Annotated in this window: 15 protein-coding genes; 9 read left to right on the top strand and 6 right to left on the bottom strand. The window is 62.7% G+C overall.

The window, feature by feature from the left end; translation table 11 throughout:
• Nucleotides 1–20: 20 nt before the first annotated feature.
• The 8 genes from ctaD (at nt 21) to V6M61_RS08080 (ending at nt 9,068) form a co-directional block, all read left to right on the top strand.
• Nucleotides 21–1,775 carry a cytochrome c oxidase subunit I gene (ctaD, locus tag V6M61_RS08115; RefSeq protein WP_332776059.1) on the top strand — a complete coding sequence of 585 codons (1,755 nt, stop codon included), beginning with the start codon at nt 21–23 and terminating at the stop codon, nt 1,773–1,775.
• Nucleotides 1,772–2,401 carry a bb3-type cytochrome oxidase subunit III gene (locus tag V6M61_RS08110; protein WP_332776058.1) on the top strand — a complete coding sequence of 210 codons (630 nt, stop codon included), beginning with the start codon at nt 1,772–1,774 and terminating at the stop codon, nt 2,399–2,401. Before ctaD ends, V6M61_RS08110 begins: the two co-directional genes overlap by 4 nt.
• Before the next feature lie 11 nt (nt 2,402–2,412).
• Nucleotides 2,413–3,123, top strand: a complete 711-nt coding sequence (locus tag V6M61_RS08105) for a heme-copper oxidase subunit III family protein (RefSeq protein ID WP_332776057.1) — start codon at nt 2,413–2,415, stop codon at nt 3,121–3,123.
• 175 nt (nt 3,124–3,298) lie between these two features.
• Nucleotides 3,299–3,604, top strand: a complete 306-nt coding sequence (locus V6M61_RS08100) for a cytochrome C oxidase subunit IV family protein (RefSeq protein WP_332776056.1) — start codon at nt 3,299–3,301, stop codon at nt 3,602–3,604.
• Nucleotides 3,605–3,802: 198 nt separating this feature from the next.
• Nucleotides 3,803–4,456 carry a DsbA family oxidoreductase gene (locus V6M61_RS08095; protein ID WP_332776055.1) on the top strand — a complete coding sequence of 218 codons (654 nt, stop codon included), beginning with the start codon at nt 3,803–3,805 and terminating at the stop codon, nt 4,454–4,456.
• Nucleotides 4,457–4,811: 355 nt separating this feature from the next.
• On the top strand, nt 4,812–5,258 hold the full coding sequence (locus V6M61_RS08090) for a CHRD domain-containing protein (protein ID WP_332776054.1): 447 nt from the start codon (nt 4,812–4,814) through the stop codon (nt 5,256–5,258).
• 236 nt (nt 5,259–5,494) lie between these two features.
• On the top strand, nt 5,495–7,909 hold the full coding sequence (locus V6M61_RS08085; protein WP_332776053.1) for a YgiQ family radical SAM protein: 2,415 nt from the start codon (nt 5,495–5,497) through the stop codon (nt 7,907–7,909).
• Between the two features lie 247 nt (nt 7,910–8,156).
• Nucleotides 8,157–9,068, top strand: coding sequence for a DMT family transporter (locus V6M61_RS08080; protein ID WP_332776052.1), 912 nt, complete (start codon nt 8,157–8,159; stop codon nt 9,066–9,068).
• 94 nt (nt 9,069–9,162) lie between these two features.
• On the opposite strand, the gene V6M61_RS08075 is transcribed toward V6M61_RS08080, so the two are convergent.
• Both V6M61_RS08075 and pobA read right to left on the bottom strand, forming a co-directional pair.
• Complete coding sequence (locus tag V6M61_RS08075; RefSeq protein WP_332776051.1) at nt 9,163–10,092, bottom strand: CoA transferase; 930 nt, start codon at nt 10,090–10,092, stop codon at nt 9,163–9,165.
• 106 nt (nt 10,093–10,198) lie between these two features.
• Nucleotides 10,199–11,389 (bottom strand): 4-hydroxybenzoate 3-monooxygenase, encoded by a 1,191-nt coding sequence (pobA, locus tag V6M61_RS08070; protein WP_332776050.1) that lies wholly within the window; start codon nt 11,387–11,389, stop codon nt 10,199–10,201.
• A gap of 145 nt (nt 11,390–11,534) precedes the next feature.
• Between pobA and V6M61_RS08065 the strand changes: the two genes are divergently transcribed.
• Complete coding sequence (locus V6M61_RS08065) at nt 11,535–12,356, top strand: IclR family transcriptional regulator domain-containing protein (RefSeq protein ID WP_332776049.1); 822 nt, start codon at nt 11,535–11,537, stop codon at nt 12,354–12,356.
• A gap of 101 nt (nt 12,357–12,457) precedes the next feature.
• Here the strand turns inward: V6M61_RS08065 and V6M61_RS08060 are convergent, their stop codons facing one another.
• The 4 genes from V6M61_RS08060 to V6M61_RS08045 all read right to left on the bottom strand — a co-directional run bounded on the left by V6M61_RS08060 (nt 12,458) and on the right by V6M61_RS08045 (nt 16,698).
• Complete coding sequence (locus tag V6M61_RS08060) at nt 12,458–13,201, bottom strand: amino acid ABC transporter ATP-binding protein (RefSeq protein WP_332776048.1); 744 nt, start codon at nt 13,199–13,201, stop codon at nt 12,458–12,460.
• A gap of 12 nt (nt 13,202–13,213) precedes the next feature.
• Complete coding sequence (locus tag V6M61_RS08055; protein ID WP_332776047.1) at nt 13,214–14,320, bottom strand: amino acid ABC transporter permease; 1,107 nt, start codon at nt 14,318–14,320, stop codon at nt 13,214–13,216.
• Between the two features lie 28 nt (nt 14,321–14,348).
• Nucleotides 14,349–15,524 carry an amino acid ABC transporter permease gene (locus V6M61_RS08050; protein ID WP_332776046.1) on the bottom strand — a complete coding sequence of 392 codons (1,176 nt, stop codon included), beginning with the start codon at nt 15,522–15,524 and terminating at the stop codon, nt 14,349–14,351.
• Nucleotides 15,525–15,663: 139 nt separating this feature from the next.
• Nucleotides 15,664–16,698 (bottom strand): amino acid ABC transporter substrate-binding protein, encoded by a 1,035-nt coding sequence (locus tag V6M61_RS08045; protein WP_332776045.1) that lies wholly within the window; start codon nt 16,696–16,698, stop codon nt 15,664–15,666.
• Nucleotides 16,699–17,051: the final 353 nt, after the last annotated feature.

Here is a 17,051-nt window from a genome sequence, read left to right as displayed (position 1 = left end):
GCCTCCCGACAAGGAACGCCATGGCCTACGCTGACGACACTTCGCATCACCCGCAAAGCTTCTGGACCAAGTACGTCTGGAGCCAGGACCACAAGGTGATCGCCGTCCAGTACGCCTGCACCGCCATCGTGGTGGGGCTGGTGGGCGTGCTGCTGTCCAACCTGATGCGGCTGCAGCTGGGTTTTCCCGGCCAGTTCGAATTCATCAACGCCGAGCGTTACTACCAGTTCGTCACCATGCACGGCATGATCATGGTGATCTACCTGCTCACCGCGCTGTTTCTCGGCGGCTTCGGCAATTACATGATTCCGTTGATGGTGGGGGCGCGCGACATGGTGTTCCCCTATCTCAACATGCTGAGCTACTGGGTCTACCTGCTGTCGGTGCTGGTGTTGATCGCCAGCTTTTTCGTGCCGGGCGGGCCTACCGGCGCGGGCTGGACGCTGTATCCGCCGCAGGCCATTCTGCCCGGCACGCCGGGCAATACCTGGGGCATCATCCTGATGCTGGTGTCGCTGGTGATCTTCATCGTCGCCACCACCATGGGCGGGCTCAACTATGTGACGACGGTGCTGCAGGCGCGCACCGAGGGCATGACGCTGCTGCGCATGCCGCTGACGGTGTGGGGCATCTTTGTCGCCACCATCATGGCGCTGCTGGCTTTTCCGGCGCTGTTCGTCAGCGGCGTGATGATGCTGCTCGACAGGACGCTGGGCACCAGTTTCTTCATGCCGGCGCTGGTATCAATGGGGCAGGTGACCGGCTACAAGGGCGGCAGCCCGCTGCTGTTCCAGCACCTGTTCTGGTTCTTCGGCCATCCCGAGGTCTACATCGTGGCGCTGCCGGCCTTCGGCATCGTGTCCGACCTGATCAGCGTGCACGCGCGCAAGGCCATCTTCGGCTACCGCATGATGGTGTGGGCGATCGTCTTCATCGGAGTCTTGAGTTTCGTGGTGTGGGCGCACCACATGTTCATCAGCGGCATGAACCCGTACTTCGGCTTCTTCTTTGCCACCAGCACCCTGATCATCGCGGTGCCTACCGCCATCAAGGTCTACAACTGGCTGCTGACCCTGTGGCGCGGCGACATACACCTGTCGGTGCCCATGCTGTTTGCGCTGGCCTTCATCAGCACCTTCGTGATCGGCGGGCTGACCGGGCTGTTTTTAGGCAACGTGAGCGTGGACATTCCGCTGTCGGGCACCTACTTCGTGGTGGCGCACTTCCACATGGTGATGGGCGTGGCGCCGCTGCTGGTGGTTTTCGGCGGCATCTACCACTGGTTTCCCAAGGTCACCGGCCGCATGCTTGATGACCGGCTGGGCAAGCTGCATTTCTGGGTCACCTTCCTGGGCACCTACGCAATCTACTTCCCCATGCACTACCTCGGCGTGCTCGGCATGCCGCGGCGTTACTACAACTATGACAACTACCAGTTCATTCCGGCGTCAGCGCACGCGCTGAACACTTTCATCACGGTGGCCGCACTGATCGTCGGCGCGGCGCAGCTGCTGTTCCTCTTCAACCTGGGCTGGAGCGCCTGGCGCGGCCGGCCGGCCGGTGCCAACCCCTGGCGCGCTGCCTCGCTGGAATGGCAGACGCCGACGACGCCGCCGGGCCACGGCAACTGGGGAGCCCAGCTGCCGGTGGTCCATCGCTGGGCCTACGCCTACAGCCTGCCGGGCGCGCCGCAGGATTTCATCACGCAGAACGCGCCGCCCGAGGATGGGGGCGCAGAACCCAAACCCTATCGCGCCAAGGGAGCACCGGCATGAACAGTGTTGCCATCCTGAGCGGCAACGCTGGCGAGCGCCATGACGCCGCCGCCGTGAGTATCGGCTTGTGGGTGTTCATGGGTGTCGCGACCGCCTTGTTCTCTCTGTTCACCGCCGCCTATGTGATGCGCATGGACGCCAGCGACTGGTCTGCCATCGCCATGCCGTGGCAGCTGTGGCTCAGCACGGCCCTGCTGGTGGCCGGCAGTGTGGCCCTGCAGCAGGCCAGTGGGGCGGCCAGTACAGCGGTGAAGAGTGCGAACTGGGCCCCGGCCCGTGCCCTGCTGCTGGCGGGCGGTGCCTGTGCCCTGGCTTTCCTGGGGGTGCAGCTGTGGGCCTGGCAGGCGCTGCTGGCCATTCATGTGGTGCCGGCCGGCAACCCGGCCGCCAGCTTCTTCTACGTGCTGACGGCCCTGCACGGCCTGCATGTGGCCGGTGGCCTCGCTGCTTGGGGCCTGACGGCGCGTGACCTCTGGCGCGGTGATGCCGAGGCGGCCCGCAGTGGGTGGCGCATTGCCCTGTGCGCGCGCTACTGGCACTTTCTGCTGGCGCTGTGGTTGCTGTTGTTCGCCACGCTGGGTGGGCTGACGCCCGAGGTGGTGCGCTGGATCTGCGGTACGAACTGAGGGGCGATTCCATGAACACCACCACCGCGTCGATTCCCTTGTCGCAGGACGCTCCCATTGCTGCGGCTGCGCCGCCTGGCGGCTTGCGTGGCTTTGTTGCGGACTGGTCGTCCGACCGCCAGGCCTTCCAAGTGTCGTGGGGCAAGGCGATGATGTGGTTTTTCCTGCTTAGCGACACCTTTATCTTCGGCTCGTTCCTCACCGGCTACATGACAGTGCGAGCCTCGACCACCGTGGCCTGGCCCAATCCGAGCGAGGTGTTTTCGCTGCATGTGGGCGGCGCCAGCGTTCCCTTGCTGCTGATCGCGATCATGACTTTTGTGCTCATTAGCAGCAGCGGCACCATGGCGATGGCGGTCAATTGCGCCTACCGCCGCGACCGCGTGAATGCCGCCACGCTGATGATCGTGACCGCCACCTTCGGCGAAATCTTCGTTGCCATGCAGGCCTTTGAATGGTCCAAGCTGATCCTCGAAGGGGTTCGGCCCTGGGGCAACCCGATGGGGGCGGCCCAGTTTGGCTCGGCCTTCTTCATGATCACCGGTTTTCACGGCCTGCATGTGACCTGCGGCGTGATCTACCTGTTCGTTATCGCGTGGCGCGTGCTGCGCGGCGACTACGAAAAGAGCGGCAACTACCAGATGGTCGAGATCGCCGGCCTGTACTGGCACTTTGTCGATCTGGTCTGGGTGTTCATTTTTGCGCTGTTCTATCTTTGGTGAGGAAGACTATGGACCCCCACGCTCACATTCGTTCGCTGCCCCCCGAGGGGGCTGAGTGCCGCGGCTCCGAGCCTGCCTGCGCAGGCTTGGACGGCACGAAGAACTGCTGCGTCTCGCAGCGGTGCAGCCTGCAAGGCCATGCCCGCCTAGAGGCGGCTCGTCGGAGGACTTGATCATGACCGGCCAACAACATCCCATCAGCCTCTACCTCAAAATCTGGGCGCTGCTGTTCGTTCTCAGCACGCTGTCGTACCTGGTGGACTATTTCCACTTCCAGGGCTACCTGCGCTGGGGCCTGATCCTGACCTTCATGCTGATGAAGGCCGGGCTCATCGTCGCGGTCTTCATGCACATGGCCTGGGAGCGGCTGGCGCTGGTCTGCGCCATTTTGCTGCCACCCGGGTGCCTGCTGGTGCTGGTCGGTCTGATGGTTCTTGAGGCCGAAAATACCTTCGCGATGCGGCTGCTGTTCTTCCGCTGACCACCTGCCGGGTGGTGCAGAATAAACTGGAAAAAGACCGGTTAGAGAGCCACAGGACACAAAAACAGCCAGGCTGCGAAGCCCGGGGCTTGAATATTCGAAGCCCGCCACGCATATCAGCCCGCGCGTGAATCAAATCCAACCCTGCGCTGTCATTGAGCCTGATGGCGGCGGGCGCGAGTAATCAAGGCGACCAAGATGACCAAAAAACTCAAAATCGACTTCGTTTCCGATGTTTCCTGCCCCTGGTGCGCGATCGGGCTCAAGTCGCTGGACGAAGCGCTGGCCCGGGTGGGCGGCGAGGTGGAGGCGGAGCTGCACTTCCAGCCGTTTGAGCTCAACCCCAAGATGCCGACCGAGGGCCAGGAGATCAATGAGCACCTGTCACAGAAGTACGGCTCCACGCCCGCGCAACTGGAACAAACGCGCGAGATGATCCGCCAGCGCGGTGCGGAGGTCGGCTTTACGTTTGGCATAGGCAAGCGCAGCCGCATCTACAACACGTTTGATGCGCACCGCCTGCTGCACTGGGCTGAACTGCAAGGCCATGGCCTCCAGAAAGCGCTGAAAGAGGCGCTGTTCAAAGCCTACTTCACCGACGGCGAAAGCCCGGGCTCGCATGAGGTGCTGGCGCGCGTAGCGGGCGAGGTGGGCCTGGACGAGGCCCGTGCGCGGGAAATTCTGGCCTCGCACGCCTATGCCGACGAGGTGCGTGAGCGCGAGCAGTTCTATCTGCAAAACGGCATTCATTCGGTGCCGGCCGTCATCATCAACGAACGTCACCTGATCTCGGGCGGGCAGCCTGCCGAGGTGTTCGAGCAGGCGCTGCGCCAGATCGCGGCTGGGGGCTGATGGGCTGACTGGCGCTCGACAGAAGCTTTGGGTTCCGGCACGCTGGGCGGAAGCTTGGGGTTCTTGACCTCCGGGCAGCCGAACAGGAAAACGCTGGCAAATATCAGGGACAGCATGGCTTTCATGATGGATCTCCGGGCGCGCTCAACGCATGGAAACCATCATAGGCCGCGCCGGGCGAGCAAGCCAGTGGGGGTCGTCAAGTTGCGGAAAAATCCTACAAACGCTCCTACAAATGACCCTGCAAATGGCTCTACATGTGGGTTTGTCCTACAAACCGGTTTTTGACACCGGCAGTACCATCCAGCGGATACAGGCGTTGCCGGCCTGCTTTTGACCTACTTTGGAGACCGCCATGAACGCTTACCGCAATGCCATCGTTTTGGGCGCCGCAAGCCTGATTTTCCTGCTGGGCGGGTGCACCATGATGCGTGGCGGCCCCAACCTGGTGGCTTTTACCACCCAGCTGCGGGGTGCCAACGAGGTGCCGCCGGTGGCGACCCATGCCACGGGGCAGGTGGACGCGGTGCTGAACAAGGATACCAACCTGTTTCGCTGGAAGCTGTCGTACTCGGGCTTGAGCGGGCCGGCGACGGCGGGGCATTTTCATGGCCCGGCAGCCATTGGCCAAATTGCCGGCATCAGCCTGCCGTTCAAGGGCGTCATGAGCCCGATGGACGGCCAGGCGACGCTGACGGCGGCACAGGCCGCCGACCTGCTGGCCGGCAAGTGGTACGCCAACATTCACACCGCCGCCCACCCTGGCGGTGAAATTCGAGGGCAGATGACGCCGCGTTACTGAGAGAGGGTGTGTTTTTGCTATTGAATTGATAGCTGCTAGCGCAATATTGACAAGGGCGTATGGCTCGTTTTATGTGCAAGGCGGTCTTTGAACTGCTGGCGGCCTCTAAAAGCCCCTGAAAGCCACGCAAACCACCGATATCGGGCCTGTTTGGCCTTTTACGGGGGCCGGCTTGTCCTTTAGGGTGCGCAGACAAGGGTAAAACCTTACACTAGCGGGTTGCCCCAAAAGCCCCCATGAACGCCCCCGTCGACGTCTCCTTCTTTGCGCGCGCCGCCAAACCGCTGACCAGCTACCGAAAGTACTGGGCGGCCCGCTTTGGCACGGCCAAATTCCTGCCCACCAGCCGGGCCGAGATGGACGCACTCGGCTGGGACAGCTGCGACATCATCATCGTGACCGGCGACGCCTATGTCGACCACCCCAGCTTTGGCATGGCGGTGATAGGCCGCATGCTGGAAGCGCAGGGCTTTCGTGTCGGCATCATTGCGCAGCCCGAGTGGCAAAGCGCCGATCCGTTCAGGGTGCTGGGCAAACCCAACCTGTTCTTCGGCGTGACCGCCGGCAACATGGATTCGATGATCAACCGCTACACGGCCGATCACAAAATCCGCTCCGACGACGCCTACACCCCCGGCGACATCGGCGGCAAGCGGCCCGACCGCGCGGCGCTGGTGTATTCGCAGCGCTGCCGCGAGGCCTACAAGGACGTGCCCATCATTCTGGGTGGCATTGAAGGCTCGCTGCGCCGAATTGCGCACTACGACTACTGGTCCGACAAGGTGCGCCGCAGCATCGTTGTCGATGCCAAATGCGATCTGCTGCTCTACGGCAACGCCGAGCGTGCGATTGTTGAAATTGCCCACCGCCTGGCTGCCAGGGAGCCGGTGAGCAGCATGACCGACATCCGCGGCACGGCTTTCATCCGCCGCAGCGGCGACGACACCTCGCAGGGCTGGTTTGAAATTGACTCCACCAGCGTGGACGCGCCGGGCCGGGTGGAGGCGCATGTCAACCCCTACATGATGATTTCGGACCAGGCCAAAGCGCAGGGCGCGACCTGCGCCCGCGAAGACGAGGCCGCTGAAGTGGCGATGAAGACCGAGGCCAATGTCAAGGCCGCGGCATTACCCCCTCTCCCCCTGGGAGAGGGAACAGTAAAAGCCAATCCCGCCATCAAGCCGCTGACCTTCGTCCCCAACCCCAGCCTGCCGCACATGCAGGGCAAGATCAAGGTGCCGCCGCGCGACCGCTCGGTCATTCGCCTGCCGTCTTACGAGCAGGTCAAGAGCGACCCGGTGCTCTACGCCCACGCCAACCGCGTGCTGCACCTGGAAACCAACCCCGGCAACGCCCGCGCGCTGGTGCAGGCGCATGGCGAGGGCGCGACCGCGCGCGACGTGTGGATCACGCCGCCGCCGATTCCGCTGACCACGGCCGAGATGGACTACGTGTTTGATTTGCCGTATGCCCGCTCGCCGCATCCGCGCTATCTGGATGAAAACGGCAGCCACGACGGCGCGACCAAAATCCCGGCGTGGGAGATGATCCGCTTTTCCGTGAACATCATGCGCGGCTGCTTTGGCGGCTGCACCTTCTGCTCCATCACCGAGCATGAAGGCCGCATCATCCAGAGCCGCTCTGAAGACTCGGTCATCAAGGAGATCGAAGCGATCCGCGACACCGTCAAGGGCTTTACCGGCGCGATTTCCGACCTGGGCGGCCCGACCGCCAATATGTACCGCATCGGCTGCAAGTCGCCCGAAATCGAGTCGGCCTGCCGCAAGCCCAGCTGCGTGTACCCCGGCATTTGCCCGAATCTGAACACCAATCACAACCCCCTGATCAAGATGTACCGCCGCGCGCGGGCGCTCAAGGGCGTGAAGAAGATCCTCATCAGCTCCGGCCTGCGCTACGACCTGGCCGTGCAAAGCCCCGAGTATGTGAAAGAGCTGGTCACGCACCACGTGGGCGGCTACCTCAAGATCGCGCCCGAGCACACCGAGCAGGGCCCGCTGACCAAGATGATGAAACCGGGCATCGGCAGCTACGACAAGTTCAAGCAACTGTTCGAGAAGTACAGTGCCGAGGCAGGCAAAAAGCAGTTCCTGATTCCTTACTTCATCGCCGCCCACCCGGGCACGACCGATGAAGACATGATGAACCTGGCCATCTGGCTCAAGAAAAACGGTTTCCGTGCCGACCAGGTGCAAACTTTCTACCCCTCACCGATGGCCACGGCCACGGCGATGTACCACACCAACAAAAACCCGCTGCGCAAGATCACGCGCGACAGCGAGACCGTGGATATCGTGCGCGGCGAGCGCCGCCGCCGCCTGCACAAGGCTTTCCTGCGCTACCACGATCCCAACAACTGGCCCGTGTTGCGCGAGGCACTGAAGACCATGGGCCGCGCTGATTTGATCGGCAACGGCAAGCACCATTTGATTCCAACCTTCCAGCCGTTGACGGATGGCAGCTACCAGAGTGCGCGCCGCAAAAACTCGACCACCACTACCAAGGCGTCACCCATCGTCAAAGGCCGCTTGCTGACCCGGCACACCGGCCTGCCACCACTGGCCCAGGGGGCGGGTGGTGCTAGCAGCGCCGGCAAAACTGGTGATAAACCGGCAGGGCGCAAGGGCCGCTGAGCGGCCGGATGGCTTAAAGGCCGCGCCCTGCTTTGAAGCTCGCCGGCTTTTGGCTATCATCTCAGCCATGCATCTCCAGCTTTCTCCCCCCTCCGCAACTCTGTAATGCACCCGGCTTGACGCCGGGCTGCCCAAGCGGCTGCACCTGTTCAGCACTGAACTGCGCGCGGCCTTGAGTTGACGCGCCTGCTCCATTGATCTGGCACTAAAGCCCTGCGGGCAGGCGCACGGATGGAGAACTTTTTTCATGAAAACCCAAACATCGGCCACTCTGGCCTGGGGTGGTGTCTTGCTCGCGGGCGTTTTGTGGGGTGTGGGCGCTTTGGTGGCCCAGTCTGTGATGGCTAGCGGCATGGCGCCGTACAGCCTGTCGCTGGCGCGTTTTGCGCTGGGCCTGCCGCTGCTGTGGTGGTGGCATTGGCGGCAAACCGCCGCTACGCCGACGGTTGCGCAATGGCGGCATCTGCCTTGGCGCGAGAGGGCGCTGATTGTGGGCACCGGCCTGGCCATGGCCATGAATGTCACTTGCTGGTTTGCCGGCATCACCCACATTGGCGCGGCACTGCCGACGGTCATTTCGATTTGCTGCGCGCCGGTGATCGTGGCGCTCCTGTCGGTGCTGCGCGGTTATGAGCGCGCCAGCGGGCGACTGGTGTGGGCCCTCGTATTGGCACTGGGCGGCGTCGGGCTGATTGTCGTGCCGGCTGCGGATGCCTTGACCTTGCCACAGGGCTATGCGGCGGGCCTGGCCTGGTCGTTTGCTTCTGCGGGCCTGTATTCGCTGGTGGTGCTGGGCAACGCGCGCATGCCTGCACGCGTACCTGCGGTCACCGCCTCGGCCTGGGGCATGAGCGTGGCCGCGTTGTTGATGCTGGCATTGGCAGCAGCGCAAGGCCTGACGTGGCCGCAGGACAGCACGGCCTGGCTGCAGGTGGGCTACACCGGCGTGTTCACCACGTCGATTGCCTACCTGGCCTTTGCCTGGGGCGCGCGCCGCCTGTCACCGACCGCGACGGTGGTGGGCACACTGGTGGAGCCCCTGGTGGCTGCGCTTGCCGCGTCATGGCTGTTTGCCCAGCCGCTGACTGGGCGGCAGGGTGCAGGCGCAGTGCTGCTGGGGGCGGCCATGCTGCTGCTGGCGCGCCGGCGTCCGGCTTAGGGCAATACGGGCCTGCAATGACAAGTCAACGTTGTGCGCCCGATTTATTGAATGGAATTGGCCTCAGCCCTTGGCTATCGAGCGTGATCAGCTACTAATTTGATAGCGTATGCAGCGGAATGTCTTGGGCTATCGCCAGTTGGTCAAGCTGCTTGCGCGTTTGCGTGAGCAAAAAAGCGGCGATGGCCTGCTGCGTGGCGGGCGCAAACATCGCCTGCATGCTGGACATCTCGACACCGGCGGCGGCGCACAGGCTGGCGGCGAAATGCGGCTCCAGCGCCGCCAGCGCCACACGTCCGTCCTTGCAGGCGTAGACACGGTAGCCCGCATGCCCACCTCCAATGGCTGAGCCGGGTTTCGTCAAACCCCAGACGCGCGGCAGCGCCAGGTAGCCGGCGGCGCCTGAGAGCGCCACTTCCAGATACACCCCCTTTGCCTTGCTGCGCTGGTGCATCACGGCCTGCAGCACGGCTTCGCTGGCCATCAGCGAGCCGCCCATGTCGGCGTAGAGCGTGGGTGGCAGCTCCAGACCGGTCACCAGGTCCATTTCAGCCAGGTAGGTCAGGTCATGGCCCGGCTCTTCGGCCCGCGCACCCAGGCTGCCAACGATGGCGACCTGGTTGAGTTGCGGGTACTGCCGGTGCAGCGCCTGCCAGCTCAGGCCCAGCTTGACCAGGGCCGAGGGACGGAACGACGTGAGCAGCACATCGGCTTTGGCCAGTTCGCGGTGCAGTGATTTTTGGCCCTTGTCGGTTTTCAGGTCAGCCACGCCGGTGCGCACGCCTTCGTGCAAGGCGGCGTAAGCCTTGGGGTTGTACTGGCCCATGGGGTCGCCCGATGTACCGGCCGGGGTGCCCGGCTGCGCCGGTGGCTCCAGCTTCACGCAACGCGCGCCCATCTGGTGGCAGCGCATCAGCGCCGCCGGGCCGGGCAGGTTGAGCGCCAGGCTCAGCACGCGCACCCCTTTGAGGGGCTGCAAGGGGGCGGGTGGTTTGGTGGGTTTGGCGCTGGGGGTAGGTGACATAGCTGCCGACTTTACACCAGATACTCAATCAAATAGGCCTACAGTCCATACGGAACGGGCGCAGGCAGCTATTGTTTTGGTAGCAAAGATTGAGATTTGCCAATGCTCACCAGGACTCCAGCGGTAAACCTACATAGTTCTCCGCCAGCGAGGTGGCGGCGGCTTGGGAGTGGATCAGGTAGTCCAGCTCGGCCTCCTGCACCTTCTGGCCGAAGCCGCCGGTCTCGGGGAACTTGTGCATCAGCGAGGTGAACCACCAGGAAAAGCGCACCGCCTTCCAGACCCGGCGCAGGCAGGTGGCTGAATAATGGTCGATGCCGGCGCTTCTGCCTGGCCCGCTGCCCGCATAAAACTCCGTCAGGGCACGCGCCAGGTAGCCCACGTCGCTGGCGGCGAGGTTCAGGCCCTTGGCGCCGGTGGGCGGCACGATGTGCGCGGCGTCGCCAGCCAGAAACAGGCGGCCAAAGCGCATGGGCTCGGCCACAAAGCTGCGTAGCGGGGCAATGCTTTTTTCAATCGACGGGCCGGTGACCAGGCGCTCGGCCAGTTCGGGCGCCAGCCGGCGGCGCAGCTCGTCCCAGAAGGCGTCGTCGCTCCAGTGCTCGACCTTGTCATCAAGCGCGCATTGCACGTAGTAGCGGCTGCGTGTGTGGCTGCGCATGCTGCACAGGGCAAAGCCGCGCGCGTGGTTGGCATAGATCAGCTCGTCGGAGACCGGCGGCGTGTCGGACAGCACGCCGAGCCAGCCAAACGGGTAGACGCGCTCGTAGGTCTGCAGCGCGCCCGCCGGCACACTGGCGCGGCTCACGCCGTGGTAGCCGTCGCAGCCGGCAATGAAGTCGCACTGGATCTCATGCGACTGGCCGTCTTTTTCGTAGCGTACCCGGGGGCGCTCGCTGTCAAAGTCGTGCAGGCTGACGTTGTGCGCTTCGTAAATGGTTTGCAGCCCCTCTGCCGCGCGCGCAGCCATCAGGTCGCGGGTCACTTCGGTCTGGCCGTAAACCATCACATGTTTGCCGCCGCTCAGCGTTTGCAGGTCAATGCGGTGGCTGGCGCCGCCAAAGCCCAGCGCAAAGCCGTTGTGCACCAGGCCTTCGCTGTGCAGGCGTTCTCCCACACCGGCCTGGTCGAGCAAATCGGTGGTGACCTGCTCCAGCACACCGGCGCGTATGCGGCCCAGTACATAGTCCTGGCTGCGCTGCTCCAGCACGATGGCCTCGATGCCGGCCTTGTACAGCAGCTGGCCCAGCAAATGTCCGGCGGGCCCGCCGCCCACGATGGCTACCTGTACGCGCATGTCTGTCTCCATTGAGTCGGTGTTTTGGTGTTCGCAAAATCCATGGCTCCAAGCGTATGCTTGCAAGCCGGGGAAGGCTAGGGCGCGGCATGGCGTCCGGGAGGGCTTTGCACGATGTTTGGCTTACTTGTGCGATGATCGCGCAATGGGCACCGAAAAAACCATCCTCAGCGACAGCGCCATGGCCATCGCCAAGGCCGACATGATCGAAGGCATGGCCAAGGGCATGGCCGTGCTGGAAAGCTTTGACACCCAGCGCCAGCGCCTGAACGCCACGCTGGCGGCCGAGCGCGCCGGCATCACACGTGCGGCCGCGCGCCGGCACCTGCTGACGCTGGCGCATCTGGGTTACCTGGAAACCGATGGCAGCTATTTCTGGCTGTCTGCCAAGGTGCTGCGCTTTTCGGGCAGCTACCTGGCCTCGGCGCGTTTGCCGCGCGCCATACAGCCCACGCTCAACCGGCTGGCGGCGCAAACGCAGGAGTCGTTTTCAGCGGCCGTGCTCGATGGCGATGAGATCGTGATCGTGGGGCGCAGCGGCTACGAATGGAGAAATGCGGCCACGGGCGGCGTCAGGGTGCTGGCTTATGGCCTGCATTTGGGGGCCCGCTTGCCAGCCCATGCCACGTCCACCGGGCGGGTGCTGCTGGCGGCTAAAACCAAAGGAGCCTTGAGCGAATGGCTGAAAGGCCGCACGCTCGCCCGGCTGACCACCCGGACCATCATTGACCTCAAGCAGTTTCGGGCCGTGATCGACCAGGTGCGCGCCGATGACTACTGCCTGGCGGTCGAGGAGCACGAACTGGGCGTGCATGCGCTGGCAGTGCCCCTGCGCAACATGCAGGGAAAAACCGTGGCCGCGCTCAATGTGGTGGCATCTCCGCAGCGGCTGCCGGTGCAGGAGATGTTGCGTGATCTGCTGCCGCTGCTGCTTGACGCAGCGCGGGAATTGCGGCCTCTGTTGTAGGCCGAGACCCAGCAACGCAGAATTTTCCGACGGGCCGCCCCTAGGAAAATTAGCCCCCTCGGGGGCAGCGCATTACACGCAGTGAAAAGCGTGGGGGCCTGTTAGTGCCCCAGGATTTTCGAGAGAAAGTCCCGGCTGCGCTCGTTTTGCGGGTGGTTGAAAAAGTCGTGCGGGTTGTTCTGCTCGACGATTTGGCCCTGGTCCATGAAGATCACGCGGTTGGCAACGGCCTTGGCAAAGCCCATTTCGTGCGTCACGCACACCATGGTGATGCCCTGGCCGGCCAGCTCGATCATCACGTCGAGCACCTCCTTGATCATCTCGGGGTCGAGCGCCGAGGTGGGCTCGTCAAACAGCATGATCTTGGGCGTCAGGCACAGCGCGCGCGCGATCGCCACGCGCTGCTGCTGGCCCCCGGAGAGCTGCAGCGGGTATTTGCCGGCCTGCTCGGCAATGCGCACGCGCTCGAGCTGCTGCATGGCTTTTTCTTCGGCCTCTTTTTTGGGCAGCTTGCCCACCCACATCGGCGAGAGCGTGAGGTTCTCCAGCACGGTCAGGTGCGGAAACAGGTTGAACTGCTGGAACACCATGCCGACTTTCTTGCGCACTTCGTCAATCGCCTTGACATCGTCGGCCAGCTCCACGCCGTCCACCAGCAGGCGACCTTGCTGATGCTCTTCGAGCCGGTTGATGCAGCGTATCAGTGTGGATTTGCCCGAGCCCGAGGGGCCGCAGATCACGATCCGCTCGCCGCGGGCCACCTGCAGGTCGATGTCGCGCAACACATGAAAGTTGTTGCCGTACCACTTGTTGACTTTGTCAAAGGTAATGATGGGTTCAGACATGGGAAGTAGGGGTTAGCGCAGCTTGCTGATATTGACCTGTTTTTCGACCCACTGGCTGTAGCGCGACATCGAGAAGCAGAAGATGAAATAAATCAGCGCGATGAAGAGGTAGCCTTGCAGTTTGAAGGGCTTCCAGTCAGCATCTGCGTTGATGGCTATGTCCAGTGCGCCGGTGAGCTCGTACAGGCTCACGATGCTCACCAGGGAGGTGTCCTTGAAGATGGAGATGAAACTGTTGACGATGCTGGGCACCACCATGGCCAGCGCCTGCGGCAGCACAATTTTGCGCTGGGTTTGCCAGTACGACAGCCCTATTGTGGCCGCCGCTTCAATCTGCCCCTTGGGAATGGCCTGCAGGCCACCGCGTATGACTTCAGCCAGGTAGGCCGCGGCAAACAGGGTGATACCCACCAGCACCCGGATCAGCACGTCGATGGTCAGGCCCTGCGGCATGAACAGCGGGAACATGAACGAGGCCATGAACAACACCGAAATCAGGGGCACACCGCGGATCAGCTCCACATAAATCGTGCAAAAAGCCCGGAAGGCCGGCAGGTCGGAGCGCCGCCCCAGCGCCACCACCAGGGCAATCGGAAACGCCATCACGATCGACAGGGCAGACAGCAAAATGGTCAGCGGCAAGCCGCCCCAGCGGTCGGTTTCCACCTTGGCCAGGCCCAGCGTGTTGCCGTACATCAGGATAAAAAAGACCACCAGCACGGCTACCCACGCCACCGCCAGCCAGGGTTTCCAGAACGGGCGCATGCAGCTGGCCACCAGCATGAGCAGCATCAGCAGCGTGGCCACCAGCGGGCGCCACTGTTGCTCGAAGGGGTAGCGGCCAAAAATAATGAGCCGGTATTTTTCCGCCACCACACCCCAGCAGGCGCCAAACCCTTCAGCGGCGCGGCAGGCCTTGAGGTCGGGCGCCCAGATCGCGCTGAACAAAGACCAATTGAGAAATTGCGGCACAAACCACAGCAGCAGCCCGCCCAGGATGAGGGTGGAGCTGGCGGTTTTCCAGTCGCCAAACAGGTTGGCGCGCAGCCAGGCCAGCACCCCTTCGGTGTTCGTTGGGGCCGGGCGCGGGGGGATCGGTTGGAAGGTTGGGGCGCTCATGAAGAATATTAAAAGAGGGGTTTCCTGATCAGCGTTCTTTGATGGCCGCACGCGCGTTGTACCAATTCATCAGCACCGAGGTGAGCAGCGAAATGGTCAGGTAGACCGCCATCAAAATGGCAATGCATTCCACGGCGCGTCCGGTCTGGTTCATGGCGGTGTTGGCAATCGAGACGATATCGGGATAGCCAATCGCCACCGCCAGGGAAGAGTTTTTGGTCAGGTTCAAATACTGGTTGGTCAGCGGCGGAATGATCACGCGCAAAGCCTGAGGCAGCATGACCAGCCGGATTTCCAGGCGCGGGTCCAACCCCAAGGCGGCGGCGGCTTCGGCCTGGCCCGCGGGCACCGAGGCAATGCCCGAGCGCACCACTTCGGCAATGAAGGCTGCGGTGTAAATCGTCAGGCCGAGCAAAATCGCCAGAAATTCCGGGGTGAGGGCGCCGCCCTCTTCAACCGAGAACTCGCCTTTGATGGGCATGTTCATCACGGTCGGCGCACCCCCCATCAGCCAGCCCAGCAGGCCCGTTGCCACAACGAGGGCCAGGGGGGTCCAGAACATGCTTTTGGCAATGCCGGTGGCTTCAAATCGTTTTTGGGCCCACAGGCGATAAGCCCAGGCCAGCGCGACACCCGCGAGCAGGCCGGCTGCCGCCCAGGCCTGGCCTGCTTGCCAAACCGGGATCGGAAAGTTCACCCCGCCCTTGCTCAAAAAGAAGGGGCCGACTTTCCAGGCATCCTGAATCGGCGGGAACACGTCGGTCATTACCAGGTACCACATCAGCAACTGGAGCAGCACCGGGATATTGCGGAAGCACTCGACGTAAGCCGCGCACAGGCCGCGCACCAGGGCATTGCGGGAGAAACGGCCAACGCCCAGCAGTGTGCCCAAAATGGTCGAGAAAATGATGCCCGCCACGGCGACCCGCAAGGTGTTGCTCAGGCCGACCCCAAAAGCGCGCCAGTAAGACTCGGCCGAGTCGAAGGGAAAAAGACTCTCGCCGATCGAGAAACCGGCCGGCTGGCTTAAAAAGTCGAAGCCGCTCTGAATGCCGCGCACCCGCATGTTGAGCAGGGTGTTGGAAGCTAAAAACCAGACCATCAGCCCGATCAACCCGATGGCGATGATCTGGTAGATCAAGCCTCTGAAGGCCCGGCTTCGCCAGGACCATTTGTTCTTTTTGGGTGGGCTCTTTAGCGACATGGCGGCGTAGGTATGGGGTTTGCACAACTCAAGCGGTTGTTCGCGCTAAGCAAGGCTCAATGAGAAAAAGCGCCGGTGCTGCAAGGCTGCAGGCAACCGGCGACGTCATCAGTAAAAACGCGTCAGCATCAGCTGCACATCAGCGCAGCGGGTAGGCGTACATCAGGCCGCCCTTGTTCCACTGGTTGTTGATCCCGCGCGGCAGGCCTAGTGCCGACTTCGGTCCGACGTTGCGCTCGAAAATCTCGCCGTAGTTGCCGGTGGCCTTGAGTGCCCGGCCCATCCAGTCCTTGTCCAGTCCCAGCAGCTTGCCGGTGTCTTCGCCGGTGCCCAGAATGCGCTTGACGACCGGGTCCTGGCTGGTGTTTTTGAGCTGCTCGACATTGGCCTGGGTGATGCCGTACTCTTCGGCTTCGATCAGCCCGTAAATCACCCATTTGACGATGGCAAACCATTCATCGTCACCGCGGCGCACCATGGGGCCCAGAGGCTCTTTGGAGATCAGATCGGGGAGGATGACATGATCGGCCGGTGTGGTGGCGACCTTGTTGCGAATGGAGGCCAGGCCCGATGCATCGGTGGTGTAGGAGATGCAGCGACCTGCGAAGTAGGCAGCGGTTGCCGCTTCTTCTTTTTCAAACACCACGGTTTTGATGTTCAGGTTGTTGGCTTTGGAGTAGTCGGTGAGGTTTTTCTCGGTGGTGGTGCCCGATTGCACGCACACGGTCTGGTTTTTGAACTGCTTGGGGCTCTTGATATTGCTCTTTTTGGGAACGATGAAACCCTGGCCGTCGTAATAGGTCACGACCGTGTCGTTCAGGCCCAGCGAGGCGTCACGGGTGAGCGTGAAGGTGGTGTTGCGCGAGAGCACGTCAACCTCGCCGGACTGCAGCGCGGTAAAACGCTGCTGGGCCGTCAGCGGGACATATTTGATTTTTTCACTGTCCCCGAGCACGGCGGCGGCCACGGCGCGGCAGACATCAACGTCCAGCCCGGCCCATTTGCCGCTGGAGTCGGCGGCTGAAAAGCCTGCCAGGCCCGTGTGCACACCGCAGACCACTTGCCCGCGTGATTTGATGCCATCCAGCGTTTTGCCTGCCATGGCAGGCGCCGACGACAGCAAGCCGGCAGCGGCAAGCGCCACGGTGAGCCATTGTTTGGTGAATTTATTCATGGTTCATGTTTCCTGTTTGAAGGTTCACTGAAAAATGTCTGGGAAGAGCTTGCACCCTCAGCAATAGTTATGCCAGTTGATTCTTGTGAAATCGGTATTTCCGCAGAACACCGGGCGATAGTGCGCGTAAAAATCACCGGGGGCTATCAGGGCTGACCCTGACTGGTGCACAAGATGGTGCACCAGGGAAAACGGCCAGCGAGCAGGCCGGGTAGCGCGCAACACTAGTCCTGCAACCCGGAAGTAGCGAAACAAAATGAAAGCGATGGATTCGTGCCCAGGGCAAGGCGCAAGCCGCAGCGAAGGCTGGCCGCCTTCGCAAGGGTTGCAACGCCGCCATGGGTGCGAAGACG

The sequence above is a fragment of the Polaromonas sp. genome (genome assembly GCF_036676035.1).
Lineage (GTDB): Bacteria > Pseudomonadota > Gammaproteobacteria > Burkholderiales > Burkholderiaceae_C > Polaromonas.
Note: the sequence above shows the minus strand (reverse complement) of the source record. Positions and strands in the feature narration are given on the sequence as shown.

Excerpts from the sequence above, each read along its gene's own strand:
- V6M61_RS08050 (WP_332776046.1), bottom strand. The coding sequence starts at position 15,524 with ATGTCGCTAAAGAGCCCACCCAAAAAGAACAAATGGTCCTGGCGAAGC.
- V6M61_RS08060 (WP_332776048.1), bottom strand. The coding sequence starts at position 13,201 with ATGTCTGAACCCATCATTACCTTTGACAAAGTCAACAAGTGGTACGGC.
- V6M61_RS08105 (WP_332776057.1), top strand. The coding sequence starts at position 2,413 with ATGAACACCACCACCGCGTCGATTCCCTTGTCGCAGGACGCTCCCATT.
- pobA (WP_332776050.1), bottom strand. The coding sequence starts at position 11,389 with ATGCGCGTACAGGTAGCCATCGTGGGCGGCGGGCCCGCCGGACATTTG.
- V6M61_RS08065 (WP_332776049.1), top strand. The coding sequence starts at position 11,535 with ATGGGCACCGAAAAAACCATCCTCAGCGACAGCGCCATGGCCATCGCC.
- V6M61_RS08090 (WP_332776054.1), top strand. The coding sequence starts at position 4,812 with ATGAACGCTTACCGCAATGCCATCGTTTTGGGCGCCGCAAGCCTGATT.
- V6M61_RS08055 (WP_332776047.1), bottom strand. The coding sequence starts at position 14,320 with ATGAGCGCCCCAACCTTCCAACCGATCCCCCCGCGCCCGGCCCCAACG.
- V6M61_RS08075 (WP_332776051.1), bottom strand. The coding sequence starts at position 10,092 with ATGTCACCTACCCCCAGCGCCAAACCCACCAAACCACCCGCCCCCTTG.
- ctaD (WP_332776059.1), top strand. The coding sequence starts at position 21 with ATGGCCTACGCTGACGACACTTCGCATCACCCGCAAAGCTTCTGGACC.
- V6M61_RS08100 (WP_332776056.1), top strand. The coding sequence starts at position 3,299 with ATGACCGGCCAACAACATCCCATCAGCCTCTACCTCAAAATCTGGGCG.
- V6M61_RS08110 (WP_332776058.1), top strand. The coding sequence starts at position 1,772 with ATGAACAGTGTTGCCATCCTGAGCGGCAACGCTGGCGAGCGCCATGAC.
- V6M61_RS08095 (WP_332776055.1), top strand. The coding sequence starts at position 3,803 with ATGACCAAAAAACTCAAAATCGACTTCGTTTCCGATGTTTCCTGCCCC.
- V6M61_RS08085 (WP_332776053.1), top strand. The coding sequence starts at position 5,495 with ATGAACGCCCCCGTCGACGTCTCCTTCTTTGCGCGCGCCGCCAAACCG.
- V6M61_RS08080 (WP_332776052.1), top strand. The coding sequence starts at position 8,157 with ATGAAAACCCAAACATCGGCCACTCTGGCCTGGGGTGGTGTCTTGCTC.
- V6M61_RS08045 (WP_332776045.1), bottom strand. The coding sequence starts at position 16,698 with ATGAATAAATTCACCAAACAATGGCTCACCGTGGCGCTTGCCGCTGCC.